This is a genomic window from Kribbella sp. NBC_00382, from assembly GCF_036067295.1.
In the GTDB taxonomy this organism is placed as follows: Bacteria; Actinomycetota; Actinomycetes; order Propionibacteriales; family Kribbellaceae; genus Kribbella.
In genome coordinates, this window is the sequence record NZ_CP107954.1 from 4,736,513 (window position 1) to 4,751,272 (window position 14,760).

Consider the following 14,760-nt stretch of genomic DNA (forward strand, 5'->3'; position numbering starts at 1 on the left):
AAGCGTTCCTGGACAGTAGAGTCGCCGCTCGAAGCAAGCGCTTTCCCCGCCCAATCGAGGAGACATCGTGAGGCGATCCATCAGTGCGGCGGTCCTTGTCGCCGCGGCCGCCGGGAGCATGCTCGCAGCCGTCGGCCTGCCCGCGACCGCAGGCCTGCCGGCGACGGCGAGCCGGCCCGACCGCGGCGCCGCCGTCACCGGCACCTACTCCAGCGGGCCCGCGCAAGCGTGGCAGCCGCTGCCCACCAGCTACGTCCGCAGCGATGAGACCGGTACGACGGACGCCACGGTCGTCATCGACCCGAGCACGCTGCGGCAGAAGTACTCCGGGATCGGATTCTCCCTGGACGAGACCAGCGTCTCCAACCTCTGGAAGCTGACGCCCGCCGAGCGCACCCGCGCGATCCGGCTGCTGGTGGACCCGAAGACCGGCGCCGGGCTGGACCGTTTCCGGTTGACCATCGGCAGCCCGGACCTGATCGAGCACCTGCCGTTCTGGTCGTACGACGAACTGCCCGCCGGCGTCGCCGAGGACTTCGCGCTGAAGCACTTCTCGATCAAGCGCGACGTCGACCTGCACATCGTCGAGACGGCCAAGCAGATCTTGCGGTACAACCCGCGCGCGACGTTCTTCGCCTCGGCGTGGAGCGCGCCGGCCTGGATGAAGACCAACAACCGGTTCACCGGCGAGGTCGCGCTCAAGCCCGGTACCACCTCGTACTACCAGGTCGGCAAGCTGCGCGACGACTGCATCGACGTCTTCGCCCGGTACTACGTCAAGTACATCCAGGCGTACGCGAAACAAGGGATCAAGGTCGACGCGCTGACCCTGCTCAACGAGCCGGGCATCGACGTGGTCTATCCCGCGATGGACATCAGCGTCGAGCAGCAGCAGAAGCTGGCGGTCGCGATCAAGCGTGAGGTGAAGCGCGCCGGGCTCGGCACCGACCTCTATGTCCACGACTTCAACTTCTGGGACTGGCGCGACCCGAACAGCACCGAGACGAAGAACTACTACCGGATCCTGAACGACCCGAAGGCCGCCAAGGCCGCCGATGCGATCGCGTTCCACCCGTACTGGGGTGACCCGACCGTCATGCGGGACGCGTACGAGCAGACCGGCAAGCCGGTGCACATGACCGAGACGAGCGATCTCAACCCGGCCACGATCCTCGACTACTTCCGCCTCGACGCCTCGTCGTACGTGATGTGGGCGCAGACAACCGACCAGGACGGCGGCACCCTGCACTGGACGCCGTTGCGCGACAACAACGTCGACTGGGAAGAGGTCGGCCGCACCACCAAGTGGCCGAACCGGCTGGTCAAGGTCGATACCACCACGCAGACCTTCACAGTTCGCGACGAGCTCTACGCGATGGGCCAGTTCGCGAAGTACCTCGGCCCGGAGCACACCCGGGTCGAGTCCAGCGCGACCTCGAACGGGATCGCCAACGTGGTCTACAAGGACCGCTCAGACAACTTTGTAGCGATCGTTGGCAACAGCGATCCCACGCCGTCGACCGTACGCGTCGTGCTCGCCGGCAAGTCCTTCACGGCGACGGTCCCGGCCAACTCCTACGCGACGTACCGGTGGAAGGGTGATGTCCCGTCCCAGCACCACAACCACGCTCCGGTACTACGCCCCGTCGCGGACGTCGTCGCGGATCAGTACGGCACGACTCAGGTGCAGCTGGCGGCGACCGACCGGGATCGCGACCGACTCGCCTACTACGCGGTCGATCTGCCCGCCGGGGTCACCGTTGACGGACGCAGCGGCCTGGTGACGTTGCACCCGACCACTGCCGGGGCGCAGGAGCTGAAGTTCCGCGTCACTGATGGCGCGGCGAGTGATGAGGTGACCGTGCATGTGACGGTGACGCCGCACGGTACGCCGGTCGGCGAGAAGGTCGAGGCTGAGGCGTACGTGGCTCAGCACGGCTGGGTTGATGGCGGCGCCAACTTCATCGAGAACAACGCTGCCGCTAGTGGTGGGAAGAATGTGGGTTGGACGGCGGCGGGTAACTGGCTGCAGTACCGGGTGGATGTCGCTAGCGCCGGGACGTACGACGTGGAGTTCCGTGTTGCGAACGGCACGGGCGCGACGGCTCCGGATGCGATCTCGCTGCGGGACGCGGCTGGTGCGGTACTGGCGAAGGTGTCTGTTCCGAGTACGGGTGGTTGGGGGACGTACCAGTCGATCCATGCCCAGGTGACGTTGCCGGCGGGCGATCAGCTAGTCACGCTGTTCTGTGAGACGGGCGGCTTCAACGTCGACTACCTACGCCTGACTGTCTGACTGGGTCCACCACTCGACGAACCGTGACCATTTGGCCTCCGCGGTTTCGTCGAGTGGTGCCCAGGGGGTCAGGGTTGGTGGGGTGTCCTTGCGGTAGGTCCAGTGGGCGACTACGCGGCCGTTCTGGATGAGGCTGCCTGGCATTCGCTGGGGGGTGAATCTCGGGTCGCGCTTCGCTTGGTACAGGTCGCCGGTCGTCGATCGCCTGCAGTAGAAGAGGTTGTCGAACTCCGGGAGCACGTGGATCGGAGCTTGCTGGTGGGTCGTTGTTGCGGGCTCGAGCTGGTCGGCGAAGGTTTTGGCCTCGGACTTCTTGATGCCTGACCAGTAGGAGAAGTCGTCGACGGTGGCCGGGCCGAATGCCTTCGCAAAGGATTGCGCGAGGTCGCGCAGTCCAGTTGCGGCGTCGACCGGTTCGGGGATCGTTGGCGGGAGGCGGTACGTAGTACGGGCTGGTTGCCAGGCGTTGTCCGGGGCTGATTCGACGATCGGGAGGATCATCCGCAGGGCGAACCCGAGGTGGCGGGGTTCGGCGTCGGGGAAGTGTTTGGCGGCTTCGTCGCCCAGCTCGGCCCGGGATCGCGGGCGGCCGTCGGACATCAGGTCGAGGCCGAAGGCGTGCAGTTTGTCGTAGTCGACCGAGTCCCAGATTCCGCGACAGAAGCCGGCGACGATTCTTCGCAGGGTCGGCTCCAGGGCGGTCCGCCAGAGCCAGTACTGCCGCAGGGTGAGGAGGTGGACGGTGCCTCGCATGACGTTCGACTTCACCAGTTCGTACGACTGCATCCGGTCGGTCAGCTCGGCGAGATCGCTCTTCTCGCCACAGCGGGCCCAGATCGCCACCGGGATCGCGCGAGCGGTCTGCGCGTTGATACCGGCGACCCGCTCGACCAACGCGACAAGGTCCCCGCCGAACGGCTCACCGAGCGCTTGCCCTTGCCACGGGATCGTCTCGTCTTCGTCTGGCATACCTGGATACTACGAACGATGGATGACAGCCCGCGCGATCTGAAGCTGTCGGCCAGGTTGTGGACGTGGTTGCCGAATGGTGATCTTTGGGGTCCAACCTGTGGGTGGGGGAGTGCGTCTCATCAGCGTCGGGAAGTGCTCGATCGGAGGGGAGCTGTCATGAGGGGTTGGAGAATCGGCGTGGCCGTCTTGGGGGTGGCCGGGATGATGCTCGGGGTCGGGGCGCCGGCTGGGGCGGCTACTCAGTCGGGTGTGGGCAGTAGCAAGGTTCAGGCGACGGTGTATGCGCAGCGGATGCTGGCGTGTACCTCGCCGGATTACTGCAATGGCGTGGTGACGGTTCCGCGGGCGTGGCGGCAGGTGAAGACAGCTAGGTGGCAGGACCGGTTCGTGGACCCGTCGGCACCTCGGATGATCCGTTTCGACCTCGATCAGCAGCACCGGATCACGCCGGCCGCAGCAATGAAGAAGCGGGAGGCAGCGCTTCGCGGTACGCCGGGGCTGAAGGTCCTCGGACGTGCGACGAGCACGTTGACGACCGCCCGAGGCGGCAAGGTCAGGATGGCGACGCTCGTCTACACCTACCGCTCCGGATCCACCACGCGCTGGGTGGCGAACCGCTTCGTCAGCCTGTACGACATCCCGGACCAGGCCGTCGAACTCACCGTCGCCGGCCGCCTCGCTGACAAAGCCGTCCTCACCACCACCCTGGCCCAGGCAACCAGAACCTTCACCTTGGTCGGCTGACCGAGGCGGGTCAGCTGCGGATTAGCTGCCATTGCTGGCTGGCGTCACCTGTGTCTGCGAGCTGGACCAGGTTGGCGCCGTCGGCGGTGGAGGCGTCTTGGACGGAAAGCAGCAGACCGCTGCGTACGTTGACGATCTTCGAGTAGCCGCCACCGGCGTCCTCGATGCGCCACATCTGGCTGTCTCCTCCTGTGTCCGGCCATTGCGTGACGGCCGCGCCCGGTGTGGTGACCCCGCCGCCGATCTCGGCCAGCAGGCCGGAGCTCACGCTGGTGAGGTGGTACCGATGGTCACCGAGGTCGGTGAGCACCCACTGCTGGTTCGCCGCACCGCTCTTGCTCCATTGGATCAGCACGGTGCCGGGGACAGTGGAGGCTCCCGGTACGTCGATCGCCTTGCCGCTGCCGCGGTTGACGATGAGAAGCGGCGACTCGTCCGGCTCATCGTCGTACGTCCGCGGCGGCGGCTTGAGCGTCACCGGTTTGCCCGGTGTGACCCGGACACGCTGATTCCATGAGCCATAGCGGACGGTGGTCTCGCGGCCGCCGACGCTGTGGATCGTCGCCTTGGTGACCTGCCGGTCCGACCAGGTGAGATCGATCGTGAAGCCTCCGCGTACGCCGATGCCGGTCGCCGAACCGTTGCCCCAGGCATCTGGTGCGGCAGGGAGCAGTTCGACCAGCCCTGGCCGCGAATAGACCAGCATCTCGAGCATCGCGGTCGGCGTCCCGAGGTTCGCGTCGATCTGGAACGTCGACCGGTTGCCGAAGCTGTACATGTCGAACAGGTTGATACCGGAGCCGTTGCTGTGAGCAACGGACGGCTTCAGGACCGTCAGGACCGAGCGGTAGGCCCTGGTCGCGTTCTTCAGCCGGGCCCAGCAGAGTCCGCGCCAGGCCATCGCCCACCCGAAGCTCGCCATCCCGCGGGCGGTCAGCAGCTTGGTCGCACCCTCGATCAGCGGCGCCGGCGAGGTGTCGGCCGCGATCCGGTCGCCGGGGTACAGACCGATCAGCGGGGACAGGTGGCGATGCGTGGTCTCGCCGAGGTTCTCGTCCGTCATCCACTCTTCGAGCCAGCCTGTCGTCGGGCTGACCTGTGGCAGATAGAGCCGCTCCTGGAGTCCCTTGACCGTGGCGGCGTAGCCGCGATCACGGCCGAGGTCCGCGCACGCGGTCCTCAGGTTGGCGAAGAGCTGCCAGACCAGCTCCTGCGCATAGGTGATCCCCTTGGCATCGGTCGGGCCGTGCTCGGCGGACCAGTCCGCGTCGTCGATCAGGACCTGGCGGGCACCACCGGTTGCCGGATCGGTCACCGTGGTGGTGAGCAGCCGAGCCCGCCAGAACTCGCAGGCGCCCTTCAGCAGCGGATAGATCCGTTCCAGGAAGTCGCGATCCCCGGTGAACTCGTAGTGCTCGAACAGGGTGTTGCACAGCCAGGCACTGCCGGTCGGGTTCCACCACCAGCCACCGCCGCCGTGGACGTTGGTGCTGATCGCGACGGTCCAGCCGGCCACTCGTCCGCTGCTGTTGCGGAACCCGTTGCGTGAGTCCTGGAACAGATCCGTCGTCGTCCGGCTCCACGAAGGGAACTGGCCCAGGCAGTAGCTGGTCAAAGCCTCGTAGCACGCACCCAGACCGGCGCGATCGGTCAGCCAGTAGTTCATCTGGAGGTTGATGTCGGTGTGGTAGTCCGCCATCCAGTCCGGGTCGTTGCGGTCCAGCCACAGCCCCTGCAGGTTGATCGGGACGCTCGAGCGGGAACCGGTGATCGTGAGGTACCGGCCGAACTGCAGGTAGCCGGCCTCGAGTTCGGGATCCGGTACTGCGCCGTACGTCGCGCGAAGAGCGAGGCGTGCCGGAGTGTCGAGCCCCCGCTGGGCCGGCGTCGACGTGCCCAGTGACACCGTCATCGACTCGTAGAGCCGGCGGTAGTCCGCGACGTGCGCAGCCAGCAGCGACGCCCCTTGGCGGTGGATCGCGCGGCGCGCCTTGGCCCGCGCGATGTCGAGCGGGTTGCTCTGTGGATCCCGGTAGCCGCGGGTCGGGTCGGGGAGATAGTTGGTGCCGCCCGAGATGACGATCAGTACCTCGTCGCAGTTCTCGAACACGACGTCGATGCCCTGCGTACGAACGGATCCGCCCACCGAAGCCGCGGAGACCAGACCGGCGTACTTGAGCCCGTTGCCGAGTGCGCCGCTGAAGCCGGCTTCGGTGCCGCTCGCGCTCGTCGGCTCGCCATGGGTCCCCGCCAGCGCGATGCGTCCTGAGTAGGTGCCACCGCCTGACTGGGTGAGGTGTACGACAACGACATCGTCGGGGTGGCTGCAGTAGACCCGGCGACGGTACTCGACGCCAGCTAGCTCATAGCGGACGCCGGTCAAGCCGTTGCTGAGGTCGAGCTCGCGCTCGTACCCCTGCACGGACGACAGGTTGTGCCCGGTGACGCTGACGGTTGCCTTCGCGAGCATGGACAGTGATCCGAAACGGGTCGTGTCGTACGGGAACTGCCCGTCGCCGTCGAGGACGTCGTTGAGCCCGCCGGTCCACAGTGTCGAATCGGTGAGGTACAGGGTGTCGTTCGCCGGGTCTCCCGTGACCAGGGCGCCGATGCGGCCGTTGCCGATCGGCAGGCCCTCCTCGATGATCCGATCCTCCTTGCCGGGCAGCGAGTACCACAGTCTGGTCGCCTCGGACGGAGGGACCAGCTCGGGTCCGGCCGGCGTGCTGTCTGCCGCAGCGGTCTCGGCGAAGACAGGCAGGCCGGCCAGCGCCAGTACGGCGGTGAGCCCGCCGCCGTACCGGATGACGTCGCGGCGAGATGGCTGGACGGAGTCGCCGGGCGAGAGGCGATCGGTCATGGCACTCCTTGAGGGCGGGGGGAGTCCGACTTGCAGCACCTCAATGAATAAAACAGTTCGTTACAGCTGTCAATGAGCAAGTTGTTGCAGCTTTGCTATCGCGGTCATCGGGAAATCACCTACTGCCGCGGCCTTGACCGGGCCCGTGCAGGTGGGTGAAGATCCGGGCACCTCGCACAAATTCAAGCGCATTCCAACAGTTTTCGACTCCTGCCTTCCCGCCCCGATGGATGGAGCATCATGCGACGCGTCCTCAGTACGTCCCTAGGTCTTGCCCTGCTAGTGACCGGCCTCGTTCCCGCGACCGGAGCGGCGGCCGCCGACCCACCGCTGGGAAATCTGGCTCCGACCCCGCCGATGGGCTGGAACTCCTGGAACACCTTCGGCTGCGGCATCAACGAGCAGCTGATCCGGGGGATGGCCGACACGATCGTGTCGTCCGGGCTGGCGAAGGCCGGCTACCAGTACGTCAACGTCGATGACTGCTGGGGTGAGAAGGACCGCGATCCGGCGACTGGCCGTTACGTCGCGAGTCACCAACGGTTCCCGAGTGGGATCAAGGCGCTGGCCGACTACGTGCACGGCAAGGGCCTCAAGCTCGGTATCTACACCAGTGCGGGTACCGAGACCTGTGCGCGCACGATGCCGGGAAGTCTCGGTCACGAGGAGCTGGACGCGAAGACCTTCGCCGAGTGGGGCGTCGACCTGCTCAAGTACGACAACTGCAACGACCAAGGTGTGCCGGCGAAGGATCGGTACCAGGCGATGGGTGACGCCCTGAAGAAGGCGGGCCGCCCGATCCTCTACAGCATCTGCGAGTGGGGCGCCAACCAGCCATGGCTGTGGGGTTCGAGCGTCGGCGGCCACATGTGGCGCACCACTGGTGACATCAGCGCCTCGTGGGGGAGTGTGACGTCGATCCTCGACCAACAGGTCGGGCTCGAGGCGTACTCCGGCCCGAACGCCTGGAACGATCCGGACATGCTCGAGGTCGGCAACCCCGGCCTGAGCTACGCCGAGAGCCGTGCGCACATGAGCCTGTGGGCCTTGCTCAACGCGCCGCTCATCGCCGGAAACGACCTGCGCTCCATGTCCGCGCCGGTCCGAGGGCTGCTGACCGATCCTGACGTGCTGGCCGTCAACCAGGACTGGGGTGGGCGCCAGGGCGCCAAGCGACGCGACGACGGCGACCGGGAGGTCTGGACCAAGCCGATGTCGGATGGTTCGGTCGCGGTGGTGCTGCTGAATCGCGGGTCGTCCCAGCAGACGATCGCCACCACCGCAGCCGAGCTGGGGTTGCCGAAGGCAAAGGCATACACGGTGCGCAACCTCTGGACGAACGCGGTGGCGGCGTCCGGGGGCACGATCCGCGCACAGGTCGGGTCGCACGATGTCGCCATGTTCCGGGTCGGGACCGGCGCGGGTGCGTTGCCGCCGCTGGTCACCGTCGAGGTCGCGCCTGCGAAGCCGTACACGGAAGGCAGCGACCCGACGAAGGTCGCCGTACGGATCTACAACGACGGTACGTCGTCAATCTCCCGCGCCAGGCTGGGGCTCGGAGTCCCTGCGGACTGGTCGACTGTCCCGTCTGGTCCGACCCAGGTCGCCACGGTACGGGCCGGTCAGAGCGGTACTGCGACCTGGTCTTTGACCGCCGACCGCCCCGATCCCGGCCCGGTGGACCTGCGGGCGACTGCGAGCTGGCTGTGGCACAACACGGTCTACGACGGGACCAGCAGCGGACAGTTCTCCGTCGTGACGAGGCCGCCTGCCGGGCAGTCCCAGCTGTCGGATCTCACCTGGTTGTCCGCGCAGAACGGTTGGGGTCCGGTGGAGCGCGACACGAGCAACGGAGAGTCCGCCGCCGGAGACGGTAAACCGATAACCATCGCGGGGACGGTCTACCCGAAGGGCCTGGGCGCGCACGCTCCCGGCGTGATCGGGTACTACCTCGGCAAACACTGCAGCTCCCTGACCGTGACGGTGGGGATCGACGACGAGGTCGCCGACAGGGGCAACGCAAGATTCGAGGTCGTCGGCGACGGCGCCACGCTCGCCTCGGCCGACGCGACCGGTGCCGGTACCGCCGTACCGCTCAGCGCGAACGTCGCCGGTGTCGACCTGCTCGAGTTGCGCACCGCCGACATCGACGGACCAGACTCCGACCATGCCGACTGGGCCGCGCCGGTCCTCACCTGCAGCTGATCGTGGCTCGGTAGCATGCCTCATGGTCAGCCTCATCCAGCTCGAGGTTCTGGTGGCGGCCATCGACGGAACGAAGCTCAGCACGCTCTGAGGTCCAAGCAGAACACGAAGGCCCGAGAACAGATTGCGACGTCTGCCCGGGCCTTCGTGTTTCCTCGACTTTACCCCTCAGGCACGAAATCGCAGCATCGCCCCCACGGCCGACCGACCAGACGCAAGGGTGATGGCTGGTGGTTTCAGTAGTCGGTCGAGGTGGTGACAGCGGCCCACTGGGTGGCCTCGTCGGCCCGCGACGTGGAGGCCTTCGCGGCGAGGTCCAGGGCGTCCTTGCCGAGCAGTAGGCGCAGGGGTGGCTCATTCGCCGCGACGATGCCGACGATTGCGCGGGCGGCCTTTGCCGGGTCGCCGGGCTGGGTACCGTCGGTCTCGGCGCGGTACCGGTTGATCTGGCCGACGGTCGACTCGTAGTCCTCGCCGACCGGGTGAAGAGTCATCGAGGAGCCGCCCCAGTCGGTCCGGAAGGCGCCGGGCTCGATCATCGTCACCTTCACGCCGAACGGCTTCACCTCGTTGTGCAGAACCTCGGAGAAGCCTTCGACCGCGAACTTCGCCGTCTGGTAGGCGCCCATCCCGGGTGTCCCGCCGGCCCGGCCACCGATCGAGGAGAACTGGAGGAAGTGTCCGCCGCGTTGTTCGCGGAACAACGGAAGGGCTGCCCTGGTGACGTTGACGACGCCGTACAGGTTGGTCTCGATCTGGGCGCGGAAGTCGTCCTCGGCCATCTCCTCGATCGGCGCGCTGTTGGCGTAACCAGCGTTGTTCGCCACCACGTCCAGACCACCGAACACATCCACTGCGGCCTGTACTGCGGACCGCGCGGCGGCCGGGTCGGTGACGTCGAGGGCGAAGGTGTGGATCGCCTCGCCGTACTCCTTGACCAGGTCGTCGAGCTGGTCGACGCGGCGGGCGGTGGCCAGGACACGGTCCCCGTTGTCGAGTACTGCCTTGGTCAGCGCGCGGCCGAGGCCCCGCGAACTACCGGTGATCAGCCAGACCTTGCTCATGATGATGGACTGCCTCCTTCAGTTGATCTGTCACATCACTGTAGCACTTAAGGACGAAATTGCCTCAAGGGCGATAGTTACATGGCTTTACTGCCACGCGCGGTAGCTTGGTGCTGTGAGAGCCGATGCAGCGCGAAACCTCGAGAAGATCCTGAGCACCGCCGCCCGGGTACTGGCCGCCGATCCGGCCGCGAGCATGGTGCGGATCGCGGCCGAGACGGGAGTCGATCGCCGGACCGTCTATCGCCAGTTCGAGTCCCGTGAGGCGCTGCTTGCCGCGATCTACGCAGCCCGGTACGACGCGGTCGAGTTGGTCTTCGAGAGCGCCCGGCTGACCGAGGCGCCGGTGGCGGTGGCGTTGCACCGGTACGTCGAAGGCATCATCGACGCCACTCGCCGGTGGCCGGTGGCGTTCGACCGGATGATCGCCGATCCAGCGACCGCGGTCCGTCGCGAGCAACTCGGCGTACGGCTCGATGCCTTTATCCAAAGGGCCATTGACGAAGGACTCTTCCGCGCCGACCTGCCCGAGGGGTGGGTCGAGGCCTTGCTCCGGCAGGTCATCCGGGTCGCCGCGGAAGACGTCCCCCAGATCGAGGTCGCCCAGGCAGCAGACCTGGCCGTATCAGCCCTCCTCCAGGGGGTCGGCCGGACGGTCTCACCAGTTGCTCGGGGTTGACGGTCAGTCCTCGCCGCCGTCGTCGAATTTCGACAGCGCGGCCCGGATCCGGTCGCGTCGTCGATGCGGAGCCGGTACGCCGTTGTCGTCCGTCGCCGGCGGCAGTTCGTAGGGCTCGCGCTGCTCGTGGGCGGTCAGCGCGTAGGCCTCGTACACGGAGATCGGGGTGTGCTTCTCGACGTACCCGCCGTCGGGTAGCCGCAGGATCACTCCGGTCTCGAGTCCGTGGATGACGCGCTCGCGATCAGCGCGCTGCAACGACAGCGCGATCCGGCGGGTGATCCAGAAGGCGATCGCTGGGCCGAGGAAGATCAGTACGCGGCAGACCCAGGTGATCGTGTTGATGGACAGGTGGAAGTGGGTCGCGACGAGGTCGTTGCCGCTGTTGAGCCACAGCACGCCGTAGAAGGTGATGATGGCGACGCCGATGCCTGTCCGGGTCGGCCGGTTGCGGGGCCGGTCGAGGAGGTGGTGCTCGCGTTTGTCTCCGGTGATGAACGCTTCCAGGAAGGGGTACAAGGCAACGAATCCGATGAACAGCGGTGGCATCAGCAACGCCGGTACGACGATGTTCCAGCTGATCGTGATTCCCCAGAAGTGCGACTCGACGCCAGGCATCAGACGGACGGCTCCGTCGAGCCAGGCCATGTACCAGTCAGGCTGGGATCCGGCGGTGACCTCGGCCGGGTTGTACGGGCCGTACAGCCAGACCGGGTTGATCTGCAGCAGCGCGCCCATCATCGCGAGCACCCCGAACACGACGAAGAAAAAGCCGCCGGCCTTCGCCATGTAGACCGGCATTAGTGGGTAGCCGACGACGTTCTTCTCGGTGCGGCCGGGACCGGGGTACTGGGTGTGTTTGTGGTAGACGACCAGGAACAGGTGCACGGTGATCAACCCGAGCAAGATGCCGGGGATCAGTAGTACGTGCACGGTGTAGAAGCGGGAGACGAAGTCGTCGCCGGGGAACTGCCCACCGAAGATGAAGAACGACAGGTACGTACCGATCACCGGCGAGGCGAGGACGAGGCCTTCGGTGATGCGCAGGCCGGTACCGGACAACAGGTCGTCCGGCAGGCCGTAGCCGATGAAGCCCTCGATGATGCCGAGGAACAGCATGACGATGCCGATCAGCCAGTTGAGCTCGCGCGGCTTGCGGAACGCGCCGGTGAAGAAGATGCGGAGCAGGTGGATGCTCATCGAGGCGACGAAGAGCACCGCGGCCCAGTGGTGGATCTGCCGCATCAGCAGACCGCCGCGGATGTCGAAGGAGATCCGCAGTGTCGATTCGTAGGCCTCGGACATGTGCAGGCCTTTGAGCAGGCTGTACGAGCCCTGGTACTCGACGTCGGCCATCGACGGTTTGAACCACAGCGTGAGGAAGATGCCGGTGAGGATCAGGATGATGAAGCTGTACAGGGCGATCTCGCCCAGCATGAAGGACCAGTGGTCGGGGAAAACCTTGCGCAGGTTCTTGCGACCGATCTTGGCGATCCCTACCCGGTCATCGATCCAGCGCACCGGACCGGGCAATTCCTGTTGAGCCATCCGTCACCTCGTTGGCTGCCGTGAAACTTATGCATAATTGATGCACTGTGGGGCGTGGCTGTAAAGCTCCACGCCTGCCGTGCATAAGTTCTGGACGGTTTTGGCGGCAGCGGATCAGTGCCGGCGGTGGCTCAGCGCCGGCCTGCGACCGGCCGGGTGACGGTCAGCGCGTCAGCGGCCTGGTCCAGGCCGGAGAAGGTGCGAACAGATCTCGGCCACCCTGGCCCGGCCGCGTCGACGCGGTGACCACGGGCTGACAGTTGGGAGCGCAGGCGAGCCTGGCCGGGCTGCCGGCGTACCGACCACAACACCACCACCCGCGGCGACAGCCGGTCGGCTGCTGCCACCACCGCTGTGTGATCAGCGTCCGGCCCCAGGATCAAGGCAGGCTGTGAGCGCTCCAGGAGAACTGCGTGCAATGCCGCGAGAGGAAGGGTGTGCCGCTCCTCCGGGCAGCACACCAGTAAGACCGGATCGCGGCCCTCCATCCGCAGCTTGCGTCCGCTCACGTAACGCTCGATGGCGTCTTCGACCGCTCGGCCCAGCACCAGCTCGATGTCGGTGCAGTCGCCCAGGCGGGCGAATCGCTGCTCGAGCGACCGAAAGGCCGGTACCACCAGGTCCGACCAGGTCCGGCTTACGCCCGATCGTGCGAGCGACGCATCCAGGAGACGCGCCAGCGTTGCCACGTGCAGCCCCTCCGCCTCGCGCAGGACAGCTTCCAACCCTGGGAGTTGTTGCCCTTGGCCCAGTTGGCTCAGCCGGGCAGCGTCCGCCGGCGCCATTCCTTGCTGGATCAAGGCCTGCATCCGGCGCAGCCGATCCAGATCCGCCTGCGAGTACCGCCGATGCCGACCCGCAGTACGCAGCGACGGCGCGATCCCGTACCGCCGCTCCCAGCTACGCAGCGTCAACGCCGAAACCCCAAGCACCGCCGCCACCTGCCCCACCGGCCACACGGCATGGCTGAGTTCGACGGCCCGCTCGCTCATCCCCCAACGATGACACGCCCCAGGCCGACCGCCCACAATTGCCGAACTTCGTCTTTGACAGCGGTGCGCTGCGTGCATCCGTGGGACGGCCTGGTGGGGCCGTCCCACGGATGGTTCAGGGCGAGCTGTTAACTCAATGCCACATCTGCATGGCGTAGCCGATCATGATCGGTCCGATCGGCTGGAAGAACGTGGTGCCACCGGCCGAGCAGTTGCCGCTGCCGCCGGAGGTGAGCCCGAGCCCTTCGGCCGCCCCCGGTGTACTGAGTTTGTACAGCGGGCCACCGCTGTCGCCGGGCTCGGCGCAGACCGTCGTTTTGATCAGCCCTCCGACAGTTGTTCCACTGGGTGTTCCGTCGTGGTAGTTCACGGTTTCGTTGAGTGAGGTGACCGTGCCACCGTGCACGCCGGTCGTGCTGCCACTCCGCTTCACCGACTGGCCGACTACGGCGTCGCCCCAGCCGGTGACGGTCAGGTCGGTGCCGGCCACCGTGCGGAGGACCACGATTCCGGCACCCTCGTAGTGAACGAAACCGAAGTCGCCTTGCAGGCCGAAGAATCCCCCCGCACCGCTGCCGAGAAAGCTGGTCCTGGCTTGATCGGCGTACCAGGTCGAGCCAAGGGCCGTGCAATGCCCGGCGGTGAGGAAGTAGTGGTCCAAGTTCGCGTCGAGGACGTTGAAGCCGAGCGAGCAGCGGCCAAGGCCGGTGTAGATAGCCGTGCCGTTCTTCATGACAGGGGTGGCCAGCGTGCTGAACCTTCCCTTGACAGCTTCGACCCTGACGACCGTACCCAGCTTGCCGGCAACGGACTTGAGCTTGGCCAGAGCGGGTCCGTTGACGGACTCGTCCACCGAGACCAGCACCTGGTTGGTAGCCGGGTCGACCCCCCAAGCTGTGCCGGCGATCCGGGCTGAGCGGTCGAGCTGTTCGGTCGCTCTCGTCAGGTCGGTGCGGCTATGAGCGACCAGGCGCGGGATCGCTCCGGCGGCCCGTACGCTCTGGGCGGCGGAGCCGTCGGTGATGGTGACGACGAGCTTGCCTGTCGCCTGGTCGAGATATGAGCCGGCGCTTCGGTCTCCCAGGCTCTTATCGAGCGTGGTCGCGAGCTTGGCCACGTCCTGCTGGCCGATCGACGCGACCGGTTCCGGCGTTGCAGCCTGCGCGCCTGGCGTGATGGCCGCCAGGGCAGCCATCACAGCAATGGCCAGCCCGCCTGCCAGCTTTCGCCGAAGACGGATGTACGGGATGGAATAGTCGCCCTGCATCGTGGTGCCTCGCTCTCACTGTGCGACAGCCCCCTGCCATCGTCTGGATCAGGCTCGCGACAGGGCCTGAAGCCGCGCTGAAGCGACGCTGAAACGCGATCGGCCCTTGTCCGGAAACCCTCTGTGTCCAAGG

At 66.6% G+C, this 14,760-nt stretch carries 10 protein-coding genes; 4 read left to right on the plus strand and 6 right to left on the minus strand.

The features are described from left to right. Positions 1-67 precede the first annotated feature (67 nt). Positions 68-2,296, plus strand: coding sequence for a carbohydrate-binding protein (locus tag OHA70_RS22895; RefSeq protein WP_328320876.1), 2,229 nt, complete (start codon positions 68-70; stop codon positions 2,294-2,296). On the opposite strand, the gene OHA70_RS22900 is transcribed toward OHA70_RS22895, so the two are convergent. Continuing rightward, positions 2,279-3,265: a DNA glycosylase AlkZ-like family protein gene (locus OHA70_RS22900; RefSeq protein WP_328320878.1), complete on the minus strand. Its 987-nt coding sequence runs from the start codon at positions 3,263-3,265 to the stop codon at positions 2,279-2,281. The genes OHA70_RS22895 and OHA70_RS22900 overlap by 18 nt on opposite strands. A 159-nt stretch (positions 3,266-3,424) precedes the next feature. Between OHA70_RS22900 and OHA70_RS22905 the strand changes: the two genes are divergently transcribed. Continuing rightward, on the plus strand, positions 3,425-4,012 hold the full coding sequence (locus tag OHA70_RS22905) for a hypothetical protein (RefSeq protein ID WP_328320880.1): 588 nt from the start codon (positions 3,425-3,427) through the stop codon (positions 4,010-4,012). 10 nt (positions 4,013-4,022) lie between these two features. Here the strand turns inward: OHA70_RS22905 and OHA70_RS22910 are convergent, their stop codons facing one another. After that, entirely contained in the window at positions 4,023-6,872 is a 2,850-nt protein-coding gene (locus tag OHA70_RS22910; RefSeq protein ID WP_328320882.1) for a glycosyl hydrolase family 95 catalytic domain-containing protein, read from the minus strand. Between the two features lie 240 nt (positions 6,873-7,112). On the opposite strand from OHA70_RS22910, the gene OHA70_RS22915 reads away from it, so the two are divergent. Continuing rightward, positions 7,113-9,077 carry an NPCBM/NEW2 domain-containing protein gene (locus OHA70_RS22915; protein ID WP_328320884.1) on the plus strand — a complete coding sequence of 655 codons (1,965 nt, stop codon included), beginning with the start codon at positions 7,113-7,115 and terminating at the stop codon, positions 9,075-9,077. A gap of 236 nt (positions 9,078-9,313) precedes the next feature. Here the strand turns inward: OHA70_RS22915 and OHA70_RS22920 are convergent, their stop codons facing one another. Then, on the minus strand, positions 9,314-10,141 hold the full coding sequence (locus OHA70_RS22920; protein WP_328320886.1) for an oxidoreductase: 828 nt from the start codon (positions 10,139-10,141) through the stop codon (positions 9,314-9,316). A 115-nt stretch (positions 10,142-10,256) separates the two neighbouring features. Here OHA70_RS22920 and OHA70_RS22925 point away from each other — a divergent pair, with 115 nt between their 5' ends. Further along, positions 10,257-10,820: a TetR/AcrR family transcriptional regulator gene (locus tag OHA70_RS22925; protein WP_328320888.1), complete on the plus strand. Its 564-nt coding sequence runs from the start codon at positions 10,257-10,259 to the stop codon at positions 10,818-10,820. Between the two features lie 3 nt (positions 10,821-10,823). Here OHA70_RS22925 and qcrB read toward each other — a convergent pair whose 3' ends face one another. The 3 genes from qcrB to OHA70_RS22940 form a co-directional block, all read right to left on the minus strand. Continuing rightward, positions 10,824-12,368 (minus strand): cytochrome bc1 complex cytochrome b subunit, encoded by a 1,545-nt coding sequence (gene qcrB / locus OHA70_RS22930; RefSeq protein WP_328320890.1) that lies wholly within the window; start codon positions 12,366-12,368, stop codon positions 10,824-10,826. A gap of 131 nt (positions 12,369-12,499) precedes the next feature. Continuing rightward, positions 12,500-13,360, minus strand: coding sequence for a MerR family transcriptional regulator (locus OHA70_RS22935; protein WP_328320892.1), 861 nt, complete (start codon positions 13,358-13,360; stop codon positions 12,500-12,502). A 133-nt stretch (positions 13,361-13,493) separates the two neighbouring features. After that, positions 13,494-14,627: a S1 family peptidase gene (locus tag OHA70_RS22940; protein ID WP_328320894.1), complete on the minus strand. Its 1,134-nt coding sequence runs from the start codon at positions 14,625-14,627 to the stop codon at positions 13,494-13,496. Between the last annotated feature and the right edge of the window lie 133 nt (positions 14,628-14,760).